Below are 21200 nucleotides of genomic sequence, written 5' to 3'. Positions count from 1 at the left end.
ACGCGAGCGGTATCCGGGCCGCCGTGCCTCGCGGCTCAGGAACGGCGTACGACGAGGTCGGCGCGGTCGCGGTGCCGCTCGACCAGCCGGGCGTTGCGCTCGTCGGACTCGGCGACCCAGCGCTCGGCGTCCGGCCGGGACTTCCCGAAGCGCACGTGCCGGTCCACGAGCCCGCCGATCCGGGCCCGCGGTTCGGCGTCCAGGAACCACACCTCGTCCAGCAGGCCGCGCACCGGTGCCCAGGGGCCTTCGTCCAGCAGCAGGTAGTTGCCCTCGGTCACGACGAGCGGTGTGCCGAGGGGTACGCGCACCGATCCGGCGACCGGCTCCTCCAGGGCCCGGTCGAAGGCGGGTGCGTAGACCGCGTCCGGGCCCGGGTGCCGCAGCCGGCGCAGGAGCGCCGCGTATCCGGCGGCGTCGAAGGTGTCGGGGGCGCCCTTGCGGTCCGCCCGCCCCAGGCGTTCCAGCTCCGCCCCGGCCAGGTGGAAGCCGTCCATCGGGACGAGGACGGCGCACCCGTCGAGCGCGTCGACGACGCGGGCCGCCAGCGTGGACTTCCCTGCGCCGGGCGCGCCGGCGATGCCGAGGATGCGGCGCCCGCCGGCGCCGGCGAGGCGGCGAGCACGGCCGGTCAGCGCGGCGAGGTCACTCGTGTCCATGGCGGGCATTCTCCCCGGACGGGCCCGGCCCGCGTTAGTGTTACGTATAACTACACCATGGCACGCAACTTCGAGGATCCCCATGTCTCACATCGCCCTGGTCACGCTGGTCGTCCGCGACTACGACGAGGCCCTCTCCTTCTACACCGGCGCACTCGGTTTCGAGCTGGCCGAGGACACGGACCGGGGCGACGGCTCCCGCTGGGTGGTCGTGCGGCCGCGGGGCACGTCGGGCACCGGCATTCTGCTGGCCCGCGCCAAGGACGACGCGCAGCGCGCGAGCGTCGGGGCACAGACGGGCGGCCGGGTCGGCTTCTTCCTGCACACGGAGGACTTCGCCGGCGACCACGAGCGGATGCGCGCCGCCGGGGTCCGCTTCCTGGAGGAGCCCCGGCACGAGGCGTACGGCTCGGTAGCGGTGTTCGAGGACCTCTACGGCAACCGCTGGGACCTGTTGCAGCCCGCGTGAGCCGCCGTTCTCATACGGGTTCCGCCGCCGCGGCCAGCGCTTCCAGGACCGGCTTGATCAGCGGGTGGCCCTCGGCCCCCTGGCGCACCGCGGCGAACACCCGCCGGGTCGGGGCGGCACCCTCGACGGGGCGTACGACGACCCGTCCGAGCTCGGTTCCGCGCAGCGCCGAGCGGGGCACCAGCGCCACTCCGGCGCCCGCTCCGGCGAGAGCGACCACGGCGTGGAAGTCGTCGGACGAGTGCTCCAGCCGGGGCGCGAAACCCGCGTACTCGCACGCCAGGACCACCACGTCGTGGCAGGGGTTGCCCGGGTAAGGGCCGATCCACGCGTCCTGGGCGAGATCGGCGACGGCCACGTGCCCCTGGTCCGCGAGGCGGTGGCCGACCGGCAGCACCGCGTCGAACGGCTCGGAGTACAGCGGCAGCCTGGTCAGCCTCCGGTCGTCGTCACCGGGCGCCCCCCGGTACTCCACGGCGACCGCCACATCGACCAGCCGGTCGAGCACCATCGGCACGCTCGCGTCGCCCTCGGCGTCCTGCACCCGCACCCGGATTCCGGGCGCGGTGCGGGTGAGCGCGGCGATGGCGGGGGCGAGGACCAGTCCGATGCCCGTGGCGAACGCGGCGACGGTGACCGTCCCGGCGACGCCCGCGCCGTAGTCGGCGAGCTCCGCCTCGGCCCGCTCCAGCTGGGCGAGGACCGCGTTGGTGTGGGTCAGCAGGATCTCCCCGGCCGGTGTCAGCCGGGTGCCTCTCGCCCCGCGCTCGACCAGCCGGTGGCCGGTCTCCTGCTCCAGGGCGGCGAGCTGCTGGGAGACGGCGGAGGGCGTGAGATACAGCGCCGCGGCGGCAGCGGTCACCGTCCGGTGGTCGGCCACCGCTCGGAGGACACGCAGCCGCCGCACATCGATCATGCGCTCATTGTCCCTGTTCGCAGGGGCCGCTCACGCCTCCAGTGCGGCCCGCGCGTCGACGAACGCCTCCACGGCGCGGTTGACGTCCTCGGTGGAGTGCGCTGCGGAGAGCTGGACGCGGATGCGCGCGGCCCCCTGCGGGACGACGGGGTAGGAGAACCCGATCACGTACACACCGCGCTCGAGGAGCAGCTCCGCCATCCTGCCTGCCTTCGCCGCGTCCCCGATCATGACGGGGGCGATGGCGTGGTCGCCGGGCAGGATGTCGAAGCCCTCCTCGGTCATCCTGGAGCGGAAGAGCGCGGTGTTGGCATTCAGCCGCTCACGCAGGTCGCCGGCGGTCTCCAGCAGGTCGATGACCTTCAGGGAGGCGGCGGCGATGACCGGGGCGAGCGAGTTGGAGAAGAGGTACGGGCGCGAGCGCTGGCGCAGCAGCGCGACGATCTCGGCGCGCGCGGCGACGTAGCCGCCGGACGCGCCGCCCAGGGCCTTGCCGAGCGTGCCGGTGATGATGTCGACCCGGTCCATCACTCCGTGCAGTTCCGGGGTGCCACGGCCGCCGGGGCCGACGAAGCCGACGGCGTGCGAGTCGTCGACCATGACCATCGCGCCGTAGCGGTCGGCGAGGTCGCAGATCTCGGCCAGCGGGGCGACGTACCCGTCCATGGAGAAGACGCCGTCGGTGACGACGAGGCGGCGCCGGGCGCCGGAGGCCTCCTTGAGCTGCTGCTCCAGGTCCGCCATGTCACGGTTGGCGTAGCGGTATCGCTTCGCCTTGGAGAGGCGGATGCCGTCGATGATCGAGGCGTGGTTGAGGGCGTCGGAGATCACCGCGTCCTCGGGGCCGAGGAGCGTCTCGAAGACTCCGCCGTTGGCGTCGAAGCAGGAGGAGTAGAGGATCGTGTCCTCCTGGCCGAGGAAGGCGGAGAGCCGCCGCTCCAGCTCCTTGTGGACCTCCTGGGTGCCGCAGATGAAGCGGACGGACGCGAGGCCGTAGCCCCAGCGGTCCAGCGCCTCGTGCGCGGCGGAGACGACCTCGGGGTGGTCGGCGAGACCGAGGTAGTTGTTCGCGCAGAAGTTGAGCACCTCGCCCGCGCGGCCCCCGGCGGTGACGGCGACGGTGGCGGACTGCGGGGTGCCGATGACGCGTTCCGGCTTCTGGAGACCGGCGTCGCGGATCTCGTCGAGGGTGGTGCGCAGGTCGTCGCGTACGGATTCGAACATGTCGGGTGTCTCCCAGGTGGGTACGGGTGCGTACGAGAGGTGTCAGGCGGCCCAGTCGAGCAGGACCTTGCCGCCGAGACCGCTCGCGGCGTCGTCGAACGCGGCCTCGAAGTCGCGGTAGCCGTACCGGCCGGTGATGACCGGGGCGAGGTCGAGCCCGCCTTCCAGGAGCACGGACATGGCGTACCAGGTCTCGTACATCTCGCGGCCGTAGATCCCCTTGATGGTGAGCATCGAGGTGACGACGCGTGACCAGTCGACGGGGAACTCCGCGGACGGCAGTCCGAGCATCGCGATCCGGCCGCCGTGCGTCATGTTCGCGATCATGTCCCGCATGGCCTCGGGGCGTCCGGACATCTCCAGGCCGATGTCGAAGCCCTCGCGCAGTCCGAGCCGGCGCTGGCCGTCGGCGATGGTGGCGCCGCCGACGTTCAGGGCGAGGTCCACGCCGACCTTCCTCGCGAGGTCGAGCCGGGCCTCGCTCACGTCGGTGATGACGACGTTGCGGGCACCGGCGTGGCGGGCGACGGCGGCGGCCATGATGCCGATCGGGCCCGCGCCCGTGATCAGGACGTCCTCGCCGACCAGGGGGAACGACAGGGCGGTGTGGACGGCGTTGCCGAACGGGTCGAAGATCGCGGCGACGTCGAGGTCCACCTTGTCCCGGTGCACCCAGACGTTGGAGGCGGGCAGGGCCAGGTACTCGGCGAAGGCCCCGTCCCGTCCGACGCCGAGCCCGAGGGTCGAGCGGCACAGGTGGCGCCGGCCCGCGAGGCAGTTTCGGCACTTGCCGCAGACCAGGTGGCCCTCACCGCTGACCAGGTCGCCGATCTTGATGTCCACGACGTCCGCGCCGATCCCCGCGACCTCGCCGACGAACTCGTGCCCCAGGACGAGCGGGGTGCGCACGGCCTGCTGCGCCCAGCCGTCGTAGTCGCGGATGTGCAGGTCGGTGCCGCAGATACCGGTGCGCAGGACCTTGATGAGCACGTCCCCCGGGCCGGTCTCCGGCTCCGGCACGTCCATCAGCCAGAGTCCCGGCTCGGCCTTGTGCTTCACGAGTGCCTTCACGGCTGCGGCTCCCTGTACCTGGTACGTGGCGAACACCCCGGTCCCGGGCACGCCGAATACGGCCGGCGGCCCGGAGCGACTGAGGGGTACGGCGGGCGAGTGGGTGCGCTGCGGTCCGTCCCCTGGACCGGTGCGCCGCCCTCCGCCGTCACAGAGAAATGTGCCGCACGGCGGGGCCTCAGGTCCATCGAGGATTTCTTAAGCGCCGCCGCAGCTGTGCTTCACACCCCGGCGCGCATTTAGATATTTTGACATAGCTATTACCTGGTACTTATAGTCGGCGCATGCCCGCTCCCCGTGTGCCTTCGCAGGACGCCGACCACGTAGCCTCCGCGCTCGTGGCGTTCCTGCCCGGACTGCACCGGGCCCTGGAGCGGCAGGTCGCGCGGGACTTCCCCCATCCCCGGCTTCCGGACGGCCAGCTCGCGCTGCTGTTCCTCGTCGAGGAGCACGAGGGGATCACCGTCCGCGAATCGGCCGAGGCCCTGCTGATGAAGCCGAACAACGTCAGCGCTCTCGTCTCGCAGCTCACCGAGCTCGGCCTGCTGGAGCGCAGGCAGGACGCGGCCGACAAGCGGGTGGCCCATCTGCACCCGACGACCACGGCCCGGGAGCGCCTCGCCGAGGCGCGTCTCCTCAAGGAAGCGCACGTGGCGCGCGCGCTGACCACCCTCACCGACGGCGATCTCGACGCCCTCGGTGCGGCTCTGGGCGCGCTGAAGTCACTGACACGGCGCCTCCACTCCTCCGCCGGCTGACACGCACGCGCTGTTTCCGGCCAGACTCCCGGGCTCGACGACGCCTGGGCCCCCTGGCCGGCACCTGCGCGCGTGGACACGGCCGTCCCCGCCGTACACGTACGGCCGTGCCGACGCCTCCGGGCGCCGTCCGCCCACACCCCTGAGTACGAACACAGACAAGGCACTTCCATGTCCTCCACCACCGTGGACAAGTCCTCCATGCCCGCAGGGCCGCCATCCGGCGCACCCGAGAAGAGCCGGCGCACCAATCCCTGGCTGACGCTGATCGCCGTGGCCATCGGTCTGTTCATGGTCAACCTCGACGGCTCCGTCGTGGCGATCGCCAACCCGGAGATCGGCCGGGACCTCGACGCGTCCACCGCCGACCTCCAGTGGGTCACCAACGCCTATCTGATCGCCATGGCCGCCCTGCTGATCCTGGGCGGCAAACTCGGGGACCGCTTCGGGCGTCACACGGTCTACATGGTCGGCACCGTGGGCTTCACCCTGGCCTCGGTGGCGATCGGTCTCTCGGGCTCGATCGAGGGTGTGATCGCCTTCCGCGCGGCGCAGGGGCTGTTCGCCGCCCTGCTGATACCCAACACCCTCGGTCTGCTGCGCGCGGTCTTCCCGCCCCACAAGTTCGGCATGGCCGTGGGCCTGTGGGCCATGGTGGCGTCCTGCTCCACCGCGCTCGGACCGATCGTCGGCGGCCTGCTCATCGAGCACGTCAACTGGGAGTCGGTCTTCTACATCAACGCCCCCATCGGCGTCGTCGCGCTGGTCATCAGCCTGCTCGTACTCCCGAAGAGCAAGGACTCCACCGGCCGTCACCGTTTCGACGTGCCCGGCGTGATCCTGCTCGCGGTCGGCCTTGTGGCCCTGGTCTTCGGTGTGGTCAAGGGCGAGACGTGGGGCTGGACCTCCGGCGGAACACTGGGGTCGATGGCAGCGGGTCTGGTCCTGCTGGCCGTCTTCTGCTGGTACGAGACCCGTCAGGAGCACCCGCTGCTGCCGATGCGCCTCTTCCGTAACCGGTCCCTGACCATCGGCACCGCAGTCACCGCGATCAACTTCTTCGTCCTGCTCGGCGTCATCTTCTTCCTGATGCTGTACCTGCAGAACGTGCGGGGCTTCACCCCCGTGGAGGCGGGTATCCGCACCCTGCCGCTCAGCCTGGCCACCGTGGTCGCCTCGCCGCTCGGCGCCGCCCTCACCCAGCGCTTCGGTCCGCGACTGACCATGCCCGTCGGCATGGTGCTCCAGGCCGCGGCATCCCTCTGGATCCTGACCTGGGACGCCGATTCCTCCTACGCCGCGATGTGGCCGCCGTTCCTCGCCATCGGCCTCGGTGTCGGCATGGTGATGTCCGCCTCCTCCGACGCCATCGTCGGCAACGCGCCCAAGAAGGACGGGGGTGTGGCCGGAGGTCTGCAGGCGACCTCGCTGCAGATCGGCGGCGCGCTCGGCACGTCCGTCCTGGTCTCCCTGATCAGCGGCAAGGTGGGGTCCACACTGACCGGCGAGCTGACCTCCGCCGGTGTTCCGGCGGGCGCGGCGGCCGGCTTCCAGGAGGCCAAGGACGCCGTGGCCATGGGGGTCTCGCCCGTGTCGGCCGACATGCCGGCGCAGCTGAGGGCCGCCGTCGTCGAGGGCAGCGGCAACGCGTTCATGAACGGTGTGCACTCCGCCGTGATCGTCACCGCGGTCCTGTGTGTCGCCGGTGCTCTGCTGGCCGCCATGGGCATGCGCGGCCGGACCGGACCGGAGACCGTGGAGGACTGAGGCCCCTGCGGTCCGGCCCGGCCGGGTGCGGGCGCGCACACCTGCGCGTTCCGTACCCGGCCGGGCCGTTGTCAGGGCCGCGGTACGAACGCCCTGATGGCCTCGGTCAGCCGCTGGGGCTGGTCCTCCGGGATGAGGGTGAAGCTGTCGGCGATCTCCACGAGTTCGCCGTCGGGCAGCATGTCCGCCAGCCTCCGGCCGTGGGCGGGAGGCATGACCTTGTCCTCGGCTGCCCAGACGACCAGCGCGGGGCGGTCGAACGTGCGCAGGGCTTCGGCCCAGCTCAGGAGGACGTCCTTCTGCGGCACCCCGAGCACGTACGCCCGCAGGTCACGCCGGATCGCGGCGGAGGTCCACAACGGCCGGAACCACTCGTCCATCACCTCGTGCGGGACCGGACGCTTGCTCATCCACCCCCAGGTGAGAGGAAGTCTGCGCATCGGCTTCAGTCTGAGCAGGGCGAAGGCCGCCCTCAGACCACCGGGCACCTTGGCCGCGGCGTACAGGTTGCGGCCGGGCAGGCCGGGCGGGTAGTTGGCGAACGCCTCGCAGGAGGTGATCACCAGCCTGCCGATCCGCTGGTCCCGGCCCTCCGCGACGAGGGCCTGCGCCCCGCCCCAGTCGTTCATCACGAGGGTGACGTCCCGGAGGTCGAGCTTCTCCAGGAACTCCGCCACCAGGTGGGCCACCCCGACGACCGTCAGATCGGCGTCCGGGCGCATCGGCCTGCGGTGGGCTCCCAGCGGCAGAGTGGGCACGACGCAGCGGAAGTCGGAGCGCAGCCCGGCGACGACGTGGCGCCAGAGCGAACCGTTCATCGCCACCCCGTGGAGAAGGACCAGCACGGGCCCGTCGCCGCCCGTGTCCTCGTACTCCACCACTCCTGCGGAAAGCGTCACTTCGGTCATACCCCCAACCTAGGGCGTCCTGGTACGGCGAGCGGCCCAACGGGGCGTCAGGGCTTGATAGCGTCGCCCGCACGACTACGGAAAGCTCCCCGCCGGGGTCGTCGCTCCGCCGGGCCGGGCCGCACCGACAGGGCGGCGAGCGGCGGCCGGTGCGTGTGACGGGGACGCACGTGGCAGGGACGATGAGGGCCTACGCATGAGCCTCCCGCAGTTGCACTACACCTCCGTCGCGTCCGGTGACGGGGAGTCCGCCGGCCGGTTCACCGCCGCCACCCCCGCGATACCCGGGCCGGTACGCGCGGAGGCCGCACCGCTGCTGGCCTACGACGCACCGGCAGGCACTCCCGACCGGCTCACCGACACCCAACTGCGGACGTTGCCCGTCGCGTTCGGCTTCACCGCACTCTCCGACGGCAGTCATCTGCTCAGCCGTTCAGTGGCGGCCTCCACGGGCGGATTCCACGCCCACGCCGTGCACCTGCCTGCGGGTACGCCGCTGCCGGGCCGGGTGCTCCCCGTCGCCGCGTGGGGCGCCGCAGGCTGGCTGTCCGCGACGCCGGACCGCGCGCAGCCCGACCCGCTGACCACGATGGGCTCCGCCCAGGGCCCCTCCCGCGGGCTCACCCGGGAGAGCCTCGGCGACTTCGCCGTGGCCCGCAGCCCGTGGCTCGCCGCCGTGCTCAGCGATATGCGCCGGGTGAGCGAGGACCCGGCCGCGCCCGCGGTCGTGCTCGTGGAACGGCAGAGCGCGGATGTGGCCCGTTGGGTCGCGCTCGCCACGGCGGTGCTGCCCAGGGAGCACGCCGAGCGGCTGACCTTCACCACGTACACACGGCATCCCGGGCGTACCGCGCACCAGGTCGTCGGAGTCCTTCCTGAGGACGCCCCCGATCCCAGTGACCCCCGTTTCCGCGTACACGCCGCCTCCGGCCCGCGCCCCGGCGTGGTGGACGACGCCTGGGCGGGGACCGCCGCCCGGATCTGGCGCAGCCGGGCCCCCGAGCTGTTCCGGGAGGCCGCGGAACTGCCGGGCGAGCCCTTCGCCGCCGGTCCGCTCGCGGTGACCGCGCTGGGTGCGGGCATCGCGCTCGGGTCCGACGAACGCGCCGCGGCTGCCGACTGGGCGGCCGTGCGGCCGTACGCGCTGGACGAGAAGCGCACCCGGCAGCTGACCGACGCGCTGACCGCGCCCGCCGACGACCGCACGGCGGGCGAGTGCGCCGCCGCGCTCCGGCTGCTGACCGCCCTGGACGGCCGCTGCCCCGCCGATGTCACCGCCCCGCTCGCCGCACTGCTGGTGACGGAGGCGGTGCGGGGCGCCGACCCCGGTCTGGAGCCGCCCGCGCGCTCGGCCTTCGAGGAGCCCGCCGGACAGCGCGCCCTGACCGCACTGGTGGAGGAGCTCGGCGCCGAACTGCTGGCCGAACTCTCCCCCGGAGCCTCCCGGGACGTCGCGCGGACGGTGCAGTTGCTGCGGATCGTGCGGCTGCTCGGCATCGACTGCGGCGATCTGCTGCCCGGCGTGGTGCACCGGCTGGCCCGCGCGCTCCTGGACGACCCCGAGGCGGGCGCGTGTCCCGCACTGCTGGACCTGCTGGACGAGCAGTTCGACGTCCGTACGGCGCTCCTGGGCGAGCTGGACCGGCTCGCCCCGGACGACCCGGCGGGCGCGGAGAGGCTGCTGATCCGGGTCTCCCTGCCGTTCACCGGGACACAGGCGCTGCCGCACCTGCGGATGTGCGCCGAGGCGCCGGGGGCGAAGGCGCGTGGCGCGGACCGGGTGGAGGTCCTGCACACGGTGCTGCGCGCCGCGGGCATGTCCCCCTTCGCCGAACCGCTGGTGCTGCGGACCGCCGTCGGCCTCGTCTGGGGCGACGAGACCCCCACGGCGGGCGAGGCCCGGTCGCTGCTCACCGAGACCACGTCGGACGCCCACCGGGTGGCCGGCACGTGGGCGCACCTCGTCGAGGCGGCACTCGCCGCGCCTCACGGCGACGAGGACGGCCCCCAGCTCGCCCACGACCTGCTGCGCGGCTTCCCGCAGGAGATCACCGCCCGGGTGCGCGCCTGCCTGATGCTGCTGGACTTCGCCCGCGACCTGCGCGCGGGAGCGGCGGAACCGGGCTGGGCGGAACGCGTGCGCGAACTGCGGGCCCGCGCCGAGCCGGTGGAGCCCTCGATCCTCGAACACGCCTACGGCGCTCTCGCCGAACGGCTGCTGGCCCCGGACCGGCCCGAGGCGGAGCTGTACGCCTTCGTCCACAGCGGGGACGAGGACCTGATGTCGGCGTACGGCAGGGCGGCCCGCCGCGAGGAGACACGGACCCTGCTGCTGGCCGACCCCACGTACGTGGCGGACTGCTACACGGTCTGGACCGCCCACCCGCACGCGGGCACCGTCTGGACCCGGACCCGGACCCCCCTGCTCGACGAGGTGCTGCGCCCGGCGGTTCGGGCGCTGGCACCCGAGGGCGTCACGGCGGTGGAGCAAGCCGTGGAGCGCGAGGGAAGCAGCCGCACCCTCGACGCCTTCCGCACCTGGAACCGCCCGTCCCGCTCCCTCGGACGCCTCGGCAAACGCATCGCGGGCCGGGTGCGCCGGGGCTGACCGAGCCAAGGGGATTCGCTCGTGCACGCACTGAGGACAGACGTCCGGGCAACCGTGGGGACGGCAACGCTGCCCGCCACCTCACCGGCTGCTCCGGCGGCGAGGACAAAGCCGTCCCGAAGGCGCCCGAACGGATCTGCTGGGACGTCTTCACGAAGAAGGGCGTAGCTCCTCATGCCGACCGGCGACAGAGGCCGCCGCCCACCTCGGCCCCTTTCTGCGGCAGTTCGTGTCGTTCGCGGAGCGGGAACTGAACTGCGTCTGACCGACGGTGATCCGCGCGCCCTCGGCTCGTCGGCCGGCCGTCGTCCCAGGTCCCCTGGGCAGCCTCGCGGATCACCTGCCGGTCCGGCGACGCCGGCTCACACGTTGGGCACCCTGAGCCGGTCCCAGCTGGCCTTGCCCGGGATGCCGTCCGCGCCGCTTCCCGAGTAGCCGAGCTTGCGCTGCCATGCGGCGTACGACGCGCGGTCCGCCTCCGACCAGTCCGGGCCGGGGCCCACCTCGTACCTTCCGCAGCCCTCGGCCACGAGTCTCTTCCCCATCGCCGTGATGACGGCGCTGTGCCTGCCCGCCCGGAAGAACGCGGCTCCGGGGAACGGCTCGTACGTGGCCGGCGGGGGCGGGCCGTCCGGGCGGCCGGCGAGGCGGGTGCGGACTCTTCCGCGCATCGAGTCCATCGTGAAGCCGCGCGGGTCGACCTTCCCCGGCTGCCACTCCTTGTGGCCGATCACCGAGCGGTGGTTCCAGCCGTGCGCACGGCAGACGGCGGCAGCCGCCCTCTCGATGGCCAGCAGCTGGGCGGCGGGCCACGGGTCCTTGCCGTCGCCGAGGTTGACGCACTCGAAGCCGTAGAAGGAGCGGTTGCCGTCGGTGTTGGCCTCGTTGTCGGCGGGCAGTGCCCTTTCCTCGATCACCGCGCGCAGGACGTCGTCGTCGCCGAGTCCGGCGTGGTTGGCGCGGCCGTGGCCGACCATGTGGACCGAGCCGTCCTTGGCGATCACCCCGTGGCACAGCGGGCCCGGCAGGGTCGAGTGGCCGTCGTAGCAGAGGTCCACGGAGCTCTGTGTGCCCGAGGTCACGGTGTGATGGATCATCACCCCGTGCACGGGGCCCCATGCGCCCTTGTGGTTGCGGTTGTGTGTGCGCCAGCTCCGGTGTTCGACCACACGCAGACCCTCGTCCCGCAGGGCCTTGAGCAGTTTGTCAGCAGACAGAGGCGTTGCCATCGGGTGCTCCTTTACCCAGGTGGTGCATCAGCTCTCTCGGGCTGTCTCCGTCGTCCTCCCCGCCGCTCCGCCCTCCGAACCGGAGGGGGCGATTCTCCGTGTCCTCGGCGCTCCCGCACCGGTCTCCCCTGCCGGGCCGTCCGGCTACCGGGTTCACGGGTACGGCGCGGCAGGTACCGTAGGGAGGACGATTTCGTGAGCCTCCTGGCGGGCTGCGTACACCCAGGAGGAACACATGACGACGAACCGCGGACGCAAGGACGTGATCCGGGACCGGATGGCCGCGACCGGCGAGTCGTACAACGTCGCCGCCCGCAATCTCAAGGCCATGAAGGACATGGGCGCCACCCGCGAGGCCCTGCTCGTCCAGCGCTGGCGGCCCGCGGAGTCCCTGGACGTGCCGTGCCCCTGCGGCGGCACGTGCGAGCCCGGCGAGACCTGTGACCGCTGCCACGCCCGGCACCGGCACGTGAAGCGTTACCCCGGCAGCGTCACGGACGTCGAGGTCTGGGCCGACCGGTACGAGTGCATGGGCTGCTCGGCGTCGTACACCCTGACCATCCGGCTGGCAGGGCGCCCCTGGGGCGTGGCCGAGACCGTCGTGCGGGGCGGGGCCGCCGAGGAGGTCGTCAGGGCCCGGGTGTTTCCCGGGGTGGCGCACCCGCTGCTGCGGGCCGAGACGGGCACGGACTCCGAGGACGAGTAGGGCCCCCTCGGGCCGGGCGACGGGCGGCAACTCGCCGCCGGGCCCCTCAGGGACCGGGCGAGCGGTCCGGACGGCCGGCCCCGGAGAGACGGTCGAGGCGATCGCGGTGGGCCCGGGTCAGCTGGAGGCGCTCCGCCGCGACGTTCTCCTCCAGGTGGTCGATCCGGCCGGTGCCCGGGATCGGCAGGACGACCGGCGAGCGGCCGAGGAGCCAGGAGAGCGCCACCTGCGTTCGGGTGGCGTCCAGCTCGGCCGCGACGGCGGCGACCTCGGCCTCGGCTCCCGCGTCGCCCCAGGCGACGGGGCACCACGGCAGGAAGGCGATCCCCGCCTCCTCGCAGGCCGTGAGCACCGGGTCGTGCTTGCGGTCGAGCAGGTTGTAGCGGTTCTGGACGCTCGCGATGCCGACGATCCCGCGCGCCTCGTCGAGTTCGGCGACGGTGACCTCGGACAGTCCGATCCGCCTGATCTTGCCTTCGGTCCGCAGGTCCCGCAGCGTGCCGACCTGATCGGCGAGCGGGGTCGCAGGGTCGATCCGATGCAGTTGCAGCAGCTCGACCCTTTAGACGCGCAGGCGTCGCAGGGCGTTCTCCACCTGGTCGCGCAGCACGGCCGGCCGTCCGTCGAGCGCCCATTCGCCGGTCTCGTCCGAGCGCGCCACTCCCACCTTGGTGGTGATCAGCAGGTCGTCCGGATACGGATGGAGCGCCTCGGCCAGGAGTTCCTCGTTGGCTCCGCCGCCGTAGAGGTACGCCGTGTCGATCAGGGTGATCCCCAGCTCGACGGCCCTCCGGGCGACCGCGACGGCGCCCTCGCGGGGCGGGCCCGGTTCCGTCGGCAGGCGCATGGCCCCGAAACCGAGCCGCCGCACCGCCAGGTCCCCTCCGACACGAAACTCCGTCGACGTCACGCGTGGTCCTCCCCCAGGCCGAAGAGCAACGCTAGCACCGGAGTTGACACCCGGAGCAGGAGTTTCCGCGAGGGTCCGGCGCGCGGACCCTGACCGCGTGGTGAGGCCTGACCGATCGGTCAGCTACGGTGGGCCCATGCCACGTCCGCCTTCCGCGATGCGACATCACATCCTCGACTCCGCCCTGCGCCTCTTCGCCGAGCACGGCTTCAAGGGGACCTCCCTCCAGGACATCGCCGCCGAGGCCCACTGCTCCAAAGCGTCCCTGCTGTACCACTTCGCCGGCAAGGACGCGATCCTCACCGAGCTGCTGACCCCGCCGGCCGAGGGGCTCTCCGCCCTGCGGGAGGAGTTGGCACCACTGGAGGGCGGCCGCGCCGTGGAACCGGCCGTGACGGGCTACATCGCCCTGGCGATGCGGTTCCACCTGGAAGTAAAGATCATCTTCGCCGAACTTCCCGACATGCTCAGCCATCCGGTGCTCGCCGTCATCCCGGAGGCGGTCGACCAGCTCGCGGACGCGCTGGCCGGACGGTCCCGGAAGCCGCGCGCCCGCGCCATGGCCCAGATGGTGATCGGCGGCGTGGCGGTCACGGTCGCGGCCGATGTGGGCGTCGAGCCGGACACCCTGCGCACCGAACTGGTCCAGGGAGCACTGAGGACCCTCGGACATCCCACCAGCTGACAGAAGTCGTCTCGTCAGGACCGAAGAGAAAGACGCCTCTTTCGCATGGCTATCCTGCTGTACCGGCTCGGCCGGTTCTCCTTCCGCCGCCGAGGGCGCGTACTCGCCCTGTGGCTTTTGCTGCTCGCACTGCTCGGCGGGGGCGCGGCAGCCTTCAGCGGGCCCACCACCAGCAAGTTCTCCATACCGGGCACCGAGTCCCAGAAGGCCCTGGACTCGCTCGCCCGGGAGTTCCCGCAGGCGGGTGGTGCGACCGGGACGATCGTCGTCGCCGCGCCCGAGGGCGGGAAGCTCACGCCCGCCGCCGTGGCCCCGGTGACCGAGGAGGCCGCGAAGGTTCCCGGTGTCGTCGCCGCCGTCGACCCGTTCGCGTCGAAGGCCGTCTCGCAGGACGGCCGCTACGCCCTGATACAGGTGCAGTTCACGTCCGGCGTGGACGGCATCACCGACGCGCAGCGGGAGGCGTTCCGGGAGGCGGGCTCGTCCGTCGCGGACCTCCGCGTGGAACACGGCGGTGAGATCATGCGCGGGGTCCCGGAGGTCGGTTCGACCGAGGCCCTCGGTGTCGCGGTCGCCGCCCTGGTGCTGGTCCTCACCTTCGGCTCCCTGGTGGCGGCGGGCATGACCCTGCTGAACGCGCTGGTAGGGGTGGGTGCCGGTATGGCCGGACTCTTCTCGCTCAGCAGCACCGTGGAGCTGACCAGCACGGCGCCCATCCTGGCGCTCATGCTGGGGCTGGCCGTGGGGATCGACTACGCGCTGTTCATCACCTCCCGTCATCGCCAGTACCTCGCGGAAGGCATGGACGCGGAGGAGGCGGCGGGCCGGGCCACCGGAACCGCCGGTTCGGCCGTCGTCTTCGCCGGCGCCACGGTCGTCATCGCCCTGGCGGCCCTCGCGGTCGCCGGTGTCCCGTTCCTCACGGTCATGGGGCTGGCGGCCGCCGCCACGGTCGCTCTCGCGGTACTCGTCTCGCTCACCCTGCTTCCCGCCGTCCTGGGCTTCGCCGGTGACCGCGTCCTGCCCCGCAAGCTCCGCAAGCGCACTCCCGTGCCCGCTCAGGCTCAGCCGGCGGACGAGGCGGCCGGGGCACCGGCCGGGAGCGCCTTCGGCTTCCGCTGGGGCCGCATCGTGGCGCGGCTCCGCGTTCCGGTCCTCCTGCTCGGCGTGGTCGGCCTCGGCGCGCTCGCGCTGCCCGTGCAGGACATGCGGCTCTCCCTTCCGGACGCGAGCACCGAGGCGGTCGGGTCGCCCAACCGTGAGGCCTACGACCTGACCACCGAAGGGTTCGGCGAGGGCTTCAACGGCCGGCTGATCGCCGTCGTGTCCGGCGACGACGCGCGGTCGACCGAGGTCGCGGCGAAGGAGGCCGCCGCGCTCATCACCTCCACCGAAGGCGTCCTGGCCGTCGCCGCCCCGCAGATGAACGAGAAGGGCACCACCGCCCTGCTGGCCGTGATCCCGAAGACGGGTCCTACGGCCGCCGCGACGGAGGAGACGGTCCACGCGATCCGTGACCGGGTGGGAGAGGTGCGGGGTGCGGCGATCGCGATGACCGGTGCCACCGCCGTCGGGATCGACGTCTCCGAGAAGCTCGCCGACGCCCTGCCGGTCTATCTCCTGCTGGTGGTCGGGCTGTCCGTCCTGCTGCTGATGCTCGTCTTCCGGTCGTTCCTCGTGCCCGTCAAGGCGGCGCTGGGCTTCCTGCTGACCATCGGTGCCACCTTCGGCATCACCGTCGCGATCTTCCAGGAGGGCCATCTCGCGTCGCTGGTCGGCCTCGACACCCCCGGCCCGCTGGTCAGCTTCCTGCCCATCCTGCTGATCGGCATCCTGTTCGGCCTGGCCATGGACTACGAGGTCTTCCTGGTCTCGCGGATGCGGGAGGACTTCGTCCACGGTGCCGACGCGCGCGAGGCCGTCATCAGCGGTGTCGGCCACAACGCGCGCGTCGTGACGGCCGCCGCGGTGATCATGACCGCCGTGTTCGGCGGGTTCGTCTTCATGCACGACCCGGTCATCAAGTCCATGGGGTTCGCCCTGGCGATCGGCGTGCTCATCGACGCGTTCGTCGTACGGATGGCACTGGTGCCCGCGGTCATGCACCTGCTGGGACGCGCGGCCTGGTGGCTGCCCCGTACGGTCGACCGGGCGCTGCCCGACCTGGACATCGAGGGCGAGCGGCTGAGCAGCCGGATCCCGGCACCGGAGCAGGCCGTCGAGCTCGTGAAGACGTGAGCACGCGCCCGCCCCCGTCCGGGAGCGGGCCTCGCGTGACGGAACGGCCCCGCCGGGAGGAGTCCTCCCGGCGGGGCCGTTCCTCTGCGCGTCCGGTGGCGGGATCAGCTCTCGTCCGGCGCCAGGGTCAGCGAGATGGAGTTGATGCAGTACCGCTGGTCCGTGGGGGTCGGATAGCCCTCGCCCTCGAAGACATGGCCCAGGTGCGAACCGCAGCGGGCGCAGCGCACCTCGGTGCGGGCCATGCCCAGGCTGTTGTCCTGGAGCAGTTCGACCGCGTCGGTGTCCTTCGGGTCGTAGAAGGACGGCCAGCCGCAGTGCGACTCGAACTTCGTGTCCGAGCGGAACAGTTCCGCGCCACAGGCACGGCAGGAGTAGACGCCCGCCGTCTTGGTGTCGGTGTACTCACCCACGAAGGCGGGTTCGGTGCCCGCCTTGCGCAGCACCGCGTACTCGGCGGGGGTCAGCTCCGCCCGCCATTGCTCGTCCGGTTTCTCGACGTCGTACGACACGGTGGCTCCCTCAGCTCGACAGGTGGTCCAGGATCTGCGGGCCGAGGTCGGTGACGTCGCCCGCTCCCATGGTGAGAACGAGATCGCCGGGCTTCGCCATTCCCGCGACGGCGGCGGGGACGGCGGCCTTGTCGTGGACGGCCGTGACCTCCGCGCCCGCGGCCTTCGCGGCGTCGATGATCAGCTCGCTGGTGACACCCGGGACCGGATCCTCACGGGCCGGGTAGATGTCCAGGACCAGGGACGCGTCGGCGAGGGCGAGCGCCTGGCCCATCTCCGTGCCGAGTTCCTGGGTGCGGGAGAAGAGGTGCGGCTGGAAGACCACCAGGATGCGCGCGTCGGTGGCCGCCCCGCGCATGGCCTCCAGGTCGGCGGTCATCTCCGTCGGGTGGTGCGCGTACGAGTCGATGACCTGGACGCCGGCCGCCTCGCCCTTGAGCTGGAGCCTGCGCTTGACCCCGGTGTACTTGCCGATGGCGGAGGCCAGGTTGTGCGCGGGGATGCCGAGGGCGACACCGGCGGCGAGCGCGGCGACCGCGTTGTGCGCGTAGTGGCGGCCGGGCACGGAGACCGTGAAGGTGAGGTACTTGCCGTTGAGCACGACCGTGACCTCGCTGGTCAGGCCGCGGGGGGTGACCTTGTGGACGCGTACGTCGGCGCCCTCGGACTCACCGTAGGTGACGACGTGGAGCGAGGAGATGTCGCGGACCCGCCGCGTGAGCTCGGCCGCGCCGGGCTGGTCGGCGGCCACGACCAGGGTGCCGCCGGGGACGACCTTGCCGACGAAGGTCTCGAAGGACTCGTAGATCTCGTCCATCGACGCGTAGTTCGCGTGGTGGTCCAGCTCGACGTTGAGGACGATCGCGACCTGCGGGGCGTACGTGTGGAAGCTCCGGTCGCTCTCGTCGGCCTCGGCGACGAAGATGTCGCCGCCGCCGTGCGTGGCGTTGGTGCCGGGGCCCTCCAGGTCTCCGCCGATGGCGTACGAGGGGGCGAGGCCCAGCTCGGACAGGGCCACGGCGAGCATCGAGGTGGTGGTGGTCTTGCCGTGCGTGCCGGCGACCGCCACGGCGCGCAGGCCGTCCATCAGGGAGGCGAGCGCGTCGGAGCGGTGCACGACCGGAATGCCCAGCTCGGCGGCGCGGACCAGTTCGGGGTTGTCGGCGCGGATGGCGCTGGAGACGACCACCGAGGTGGCGTCGTCCGCGAGGTGCCCGGCGGCGTGCCCGATGTGGACGGTCGCGCCCAGCGCACGCAGGGCGCCGGCGGTCGCGGTCTCCCGGGCGTCGCTGCCCGCCACCTTCGCGCCGCGCTGGGCCAGGATCTTCGCGATGCCCGACATTCCGGCGCCGCCGATGCCGATGAAGTGCGGCCGTTCCAGGGCGGCAGGAATACCGGGTGCCATACGTGTCTCTCCCGAGGTGTGACGTGTGTCTGGGTCCGCCCCAGCCTATTCGCTGTGCGCGAAGAGCTTGAGCACCGGTACGCCGACCTTGTGGCGGGCCCGCGACGCCCAGTCGCGGTGGAAGAACTCCTCGACGTAGTGCGGCGCCGTCAGCACGATGACCTCGTCGGCCCCGGAGTCGTCGACCACCGTCTTCAGCTTGTCCAGGGGGTGGTCCTCGATCACCTGTCCGACGGCTTCCGAGCCCGCCTGCCGCAGCTCCCGGAGTGAGTACTCCAGTGCCATCTCGGCCGGCTCTCTCGCCTCCTTGCCCTCCGGCCTCTCCCCCTCGCGGACGGCCTCCCGGAGTTCGCCGATCGCCACGTCGTCGATCGCGCGGAGCAGCACGTCGGCCTGGTCGCTGCGGGGCTGCATCAGTACGACGAACGAGATCCGCTCCTCGCCGTGGAGGGTCGTGACGAACTCCACGTCCTCGGCAGTGAGCGGCTTCTCGATCATCAAAACGCTTGTGAACACGACAGGCGCCCTTCCGCTACATCTCGTCGGCCGCGGGGACGGCCGCTGTTGCTGAAACCATTTTTCCCCGCAGTCGCACGGGGTTGCAGGACTAAGTGTGCCCATCGGAAGCTAACCGGAACGGCAAATTCCGCTAAGTGTCAGATCTTCGTGCACCAGCTTCCGGCGAGTATCAGATCTTCGTATAACGACTGAAGAGGAATCCTGCCTCTTCGAGGAGCGAGACAAGGGAGAAACGTTCCGGCACGGCTACGGCGGGCCCGCCGGCGATCCGCTGCGCGGCTCCCGCCGTGAGCAGCGGTGAGACGGTCAGGCAGAGCTCGTCCAGCACGCCGGCCGCCACGAACTGGCCGAGCAGACGCGGTCCCCCCTCGGTGAGGAGCCGGCCGAAACCCCGGTCCGTCAGTTCCGCCACCGCGCGGGCCGGCTCGACGGCGGCGCCGTCCCCGGCGAACAGGACCTCGGCCCCCGCGTCCCGGGCGGCGTGGACCCGGTCCGAGGGCGCCGCCGTACCGGTGATCACGAAGGTCGGTACCAGCGGCGAGACGAAGAGCGGGAGCGAGAAGTCCAGGTCCAGGCTCGCGCTGACGACGGCGATGGCGGGAGCCGGACCCTGCCCGGCCGCCGCGCGCCGGGCGGCGAACGCCTCACGCGCGCGGGCGGGCCGGTAGCCCTCGAGGCGCACCGTTTCGGCGCCCACGACGACCGCGTCGGCCAGCCCTCGCAGGGTGCCGAAGATCCGCATGTCCGTGGGGCAGGAGATGCCCTGGGAGCGGCCGTCGTGCTGAGCGGCGCCGTCGAGGGTGGAGACCATGTTGGCGCGGAGCCATGAGCGCCCGGCCTCCGGATACGCGTAGGCCTCGGCCAGCTCGTCGAGCGTCCACTCGCGGTCGGCGGCAGCGGCTGGGTTTGTCAGGTCCGTCACAGGGAGCAGGCGTCGCATGCCCAGCAGTCTGGCACGGCCCTTAGAGTGGAGAGTTGTGTCGTCCTCCACAGCCGTGCCGGGGCAGAGCCCCATAGCCGAAACGGCCCCGCAGTCCCTGTGCGCCCTCGAACCGCGCGTCCCCGCCGACCGCCTGGTCGCGGAGATGGTGCCACCGCCGCGCTTCGACTCGGTGCGCTTCGATACGTACGTACCCGACCCGAACCAGCCGAGCCAGACCGAGGCGGTCGAGGTGCTCGCCTCGTTCGCGGCCGGGCTCGGCGGTGCGCACGCGACGGGCTCCGGGAAAGCGCGAAGCGCCTCCTCCATGGGGTGGTGGCGGGCGGCGGGCGGGCGGTTCGGGAAGAAGCAGGCGGCCCCCACGGGGCCGCGCGGGGTCTATCTCGACGGCGGGTACGGCGTCGGGAAGACGCACCTGCTGGCCTCCCTCTGGCACGCCACACCCGCCGATCCCTCCCTCAAGGCGTTCGGCACGTTCGTCGAGCTGACGAACCTGGTCGGCGCGCTGGGCTTCCAGCAGACCGTGCAGACCCTCAGCGGGCACCGGCTGCTCTGCATCGACGAATTCGAACTGGACGACCCGGGTGACACCGTCCTGGTGTCGTCCCTGCTCAGCAGGCTCGTCGAGGCGGGGGTGGCACTGGCCGCCACCTCGAACACGCTGCCCGGCAAGCTCGGTGAGGGCCGCTTCGCCGCGGCCGACTTCCTCCGCGAGATCCAGGGGCTGTCGTCGCACTTCCGGCCACTGCGCATCGACGGCGAGGACTACAGGCACCGAGGGCTGCCCGAGGCTCCGCCGCCGTACTCCGACGACCAGGTGACCAGGGCCGCCTACGCGACTGCGGGCGCCGCCCTCGACGACTTCCCGTCCCTGCTCGACCACCTCGCGCGCGTGCATCCGAGCCGGTACGGCGCGCTGACGGACGGGATCACCGCGGTCTGCCTCACCGATGTGCGTCCGGTACCCGACCAGTCGACGGCCCTGCGCCTGGTGGTACTCGCCGACCGGCTGTACGACCGCGAAATCCCGGTGCTCGCATCCGGCCTCCCCTTCGACCGGCTGTTCAGCGACGAGATGCTGAACGGCGGGTACCGCAAGAAGTACTTCCGGGCCATCTCGCGGCTCACTGCGCTGGCACGTGACGCAAAGGGACTTGTGGGGCAGTAGGTTCGAGGTCGAGCGCGTGCGGGTGCTGTCCGGCGCCCGCGCGTCGCGTACAACCGCGCACACCGTCCGAAAGGGATCCAGTATGGCTACCACGCGTCAGGCGCACACGGTCTGGGAAGGCAACCTGATCGAGGGCAACGGCGTTGTCACCCTCGACTCCTCCGGGATCGGGGAGTACCCGGTCTCCTGGCCCTCCCGCGCGGAGAAGGCGAACGGCAAGACCAGCCCGGAAGAGCTGATCGCGGCGGCGCACTCCAGCTGCTTCTCGATGGCTCTGTCCAACGGACTGGCCACCGCGGGCACTCCGCCGACCCGGCTGAACACCCAGGCCGAGGTCACCTTCCAGCCCGGCACGGGCATCACCGGCATCCACCTCACGGTGGAAGGTGAGGTTCCGGGTCTCGACGAGGCGGGCTTCGTGAAGGCCGCCGAGGACGCGAAGGCGAACTGCCCGGTGAGCCAGGCGCTGACGGGCACCACCATCACGCTCAGCGCGTCGCTGGCCTGA

The 21200-nt window shown here is 72.0% G+C and carries 19 protein-coding genes and 1 pseudogene; 9 read left to right on the top strand and 11 right to left on the bottom strand.

Annotated elements, in window-relative coordinates; genetic code table 11:
* Positions 1-35: 35 nt before the first annotated feature.
* Positions 36-659: a nucleoside/nucleotide kinase family protein gene (locus tag ABZY45_RS33740; RefSeq protein WP_356746067.1), complete on the bottom strand. Its 624-nt coding sequence runs from the start codon at positions 657-659 to the stop codon at positions 36-38.
* Between the two features lie 82 nt (positions 660-741).
* On the opposite strand from ABZY45_RS33740, the gene ABZY45_RS33735 reads away from it, so the two are divergent.
* Positions 742-1128 carry a VOC family protein gene (locus tag ABZY45_RS33735; protein ID WP_356746066.1) on the top strand — a complete coding sequence of 129 codons (387 nt, stop codon included), beginning with the start codon at positions 742-744 and terminating at the stop codon, positions 1126-1128.
* A gap of 10 nt (positions 1129-1138) precedes the next feature.
* On the opposite strand, the gene ABZY45_RS33730 is transcribed toward ABZY45_RS33735, so the two are convergent.
* The 3 genes from ABZY45_RS33730 to tdh are packed head-to-tail and all read right to left on the bottom strand — an operon-like array spanning position 1139 to position 4339.
* Entirely contained in the window at positions 1139-2044 is a 906-nt protein-coding gene (locus ABZY45_RS33730; RefSeq protein WP_356746065.1) for a LysR family transcriptional regulator, read from the bottom strand.
* 30 nt (positions 2045-2074) lie between these two features.
* A complete protein-coding gene (locus ABZY45_RS33725; protein ID WP_356746064.1) occupies positions 2075-3268 on the bottom strand; it encodes a glycine C-acetyltransferase in 1194 nt (397 codons plus the stop codon).
* A 42-nt stretch (positions 3269-3310) separates the two neighbouring features.
* On the bottom strand, positions 3311-4339 hold the full coding sequence (gene tdh, locus ABZY45_RS33720; RefSeq protein WP_356746063.1) for an L-threonine 3-dehydrogenase: 1029 nt from the start codon (positions 4337-4339) through the stop codon (positions 3311-3313).
* A gap of 284 nt (positions 4340-4623) precedes the next feature.
* Between tdh and ABZY45_RS33715 the strand changes: the two genes are divergently transcribed.
* Together ABZY45_RS33715 and ABZY45_RS33710 are read left to right on the top strand one after the other, a co-directional pair.
* Positions 4624-5097: a MarR family winged helix-turn-helix transcriptional regulator gene (locus tag ABZY45_RS33715; RefSeq protein ID WP_356746062.1), complete on the top strand. Its 474-nt coding sequence runs from the start codon at positions 4624-4626 to the stop codon at positions 5095-5097.
* Positions 5098-5268: 171 nt separating this feature from the next.
* Positions 5269-6864, top strand: coding sequence for an MFS transporter (locus ABZY45_RS33710; protein ID WP_356746061.1), 1596 nt, complete (start codon positions 5269-5271; stop codon positions 6862-6864).
* Positions 6865-6935: 71 nt separating this feature from the next.
* Here the strand turns inward: ABZY45_RS33710 and ABZY45_RS33705 are convergent, their stop codons facing one another.
* The gene (locus tag ABZY45_RS33705; RefSeq protein ID WP_356746060.1) at positions 6936-7772 is read right to left on the bottom strand and encodes an alpha/beta hydrolase; all 837 of its coding nucleotides are present in this window, start codon (positions 7770-7772) and stop codon (positions 6936-6938) included.
* Between the two features lie 196 nt (positions 7773-7968).
* Here ABZY45_RS33705 and ABZY45_RS33700 point away from each other — a divergent pair, with 196 nt between their 5' ends.
* Positions 7969-10380: a GTPase-associated protein 1-related protein gene (locus ABZY45_RS33700; RefSeq protein WP_356746059.1), complete on the top strand. Its 2412-nt coding sequence runs from the start codon at positions 7969-7971 to the stop codon at positions 10378-10380.
* Between the two features lie 362 nt (positions 10381-10742).
* Here the strand turns inward: ABZY45_RS33700 and ABZY45_RS33695 are convergent, their stop codons facing one another.
* Positions 10743-11609, bottom strand: a complete 867-nt coding sequence (locus ABZY45_RS33695) for a peptidoglycan-binding protein (RefSeq protein WP_356746058.1) — start codon at positions 11607-11609, stop codon at positions 10743-10745.
* 235 nt (positions 11610-11844) lie between these two features.
* On the opposite strand from ABZY45_RS33695, the gene ABZY45_RS33690 reads away from it, so the two are divergent.
* Positions 11845-12315, top strand: a complete 471-nt coding sequence (locus ABZY45_RS33690; protein WP_356746057.1) for a hypothetical protein — start codon at positions 11845-11847, stop codon at positions 12313-12315.
* Positions 12316-12361: 46 nt separating this feature from the next.
* Here the strand turns inward: ABZY45_RS33690 and ABZY45_RS33685 are convergent.
* Positions 12362-13225, bottom strand: a pseudogene (locus ABZY45_RS33685) (aldo/keto reductase).
* A gap of 136 nt (positions 13226-13361) precedes the next feature.
* Here ABZY45_RS33685 and ABZY45_RS33680 point away from each other — a divergent pair.
* Positions 13362-13910, top strand: coding sequence for a helix-turn-helix domain-containing protein (locus ABZY45_RS33680; protein WP_356746056.1), 549 nt, complete (start codon positions 13362-13364; stop codon positions 13908-13910).
* Positions 13911-13955: 45 nt separating this feature from the next.
* Positions 13956-16148, top strand: a complete 2193-nt coding sequence (locus tag ABZY45_RS33675; RefSeq protein WP_356746055.1) for an MMPL family transporter — start codon at positions 13956-13958, stop codon at positions 16146-16148.
* A 104-nt stretch (positions 16149-16252) separates the two neighbouring features.
* Here ABZY45_RS33675 and msrB read toward each other — a convergent pair whose 3' ends face one another.
* The 4 genes from msrB to ABZY45_RS33655 form a co-directional block, all read right to left on the bottom strand.
* Complete coding sequence (msrB, locus tag ABZY45_RS33670; protein ID WP_203183216.1) at positions 16253-16660, bottom strand: peptide-methionine (R)-S-oxide reductase MsrB; 408 nt, start codon at positions 16658-16660, stop codon at positions 16253-16255.
* A 10-nt stretch (positions 16661-16670) separates the two neighbouring features.
* Complete coding sequence (murC, locus tag ABZY45_RS33665) at positions 16671-18065, bottom strand: UDP-N-acetylmuramate--L-alanine ligase (protein ID WP_356746054.1); 1395 nt, start codon at positions 18063-18065, stop codon at positions 16671-16673.
* A 45-nt stretch (positions 18066-18110) separates the two neighbouring features.
* Positions 18111-18563, bottom strand: a complete 453-nt coding sequence (locus tag ABZY45_RS33660; RefSeq protein ID WP_208766137.1) for an indole-3-glycerol phosphate synthase — start codon at positions 18561-18563, stop codon at positions 18111-18113.
* 190 nt (positions 18564-18753) lie between these two features.
* The gene (locus ABZY45_RS33655; protein ID WP_356746053.1) at positions 18754-19524 is read right to left on the bottom strand and encodes a pyrimidine reductase family protein; all 771 of its coding nucleotides are present in this window, start codon (positions 19522-19524) and stop codon (positions 18754-18756) included.
* Positions 19525-19561: 37 nt separating this feature from the next.
* On the opposite strand from ABZY45_RS33655, the gene zapE reads away from it, so the two are divergent.
* Together zapE and ABZY45_RS33645 are read left to right on the top strand one after the other, a co-directional pair.
* Positions 19562-20692, top strand: coding sequence for a cell division protein ZapE (gene zapE, locus ABZY45_RS33650; RefSeq protein ID WP_356746052.1), 1131 nt, complete (start codon positions 19562-19564; stop codon positions 20690-20692).
* A gap of 82 nt (positions 20693-20774) precedes the next feature.
* Positions 20775-21200: an OsmC family protein gene (locus ABZY45_RS33645; protein WP_356746051.1), complete on the top strand. Its 426-nt coding sequence runs from the start codon at positions 20775-20777 to the stop codon at positions 21198-21200.

The sequence above is a fragment of the Streptomyces sp. NPDC006516 genome (genome assembly GCF_040611875.1).
In the GTDB taxonomy this organism is placed as follows: Bacteria; Actinomycetota; Actinomycetes; order Streptomycetales; family Streptomycetaceae; genus Streptomyces.
This window is presented reverse-complemented; position numbering and strand designations above follow the sequence as displayed.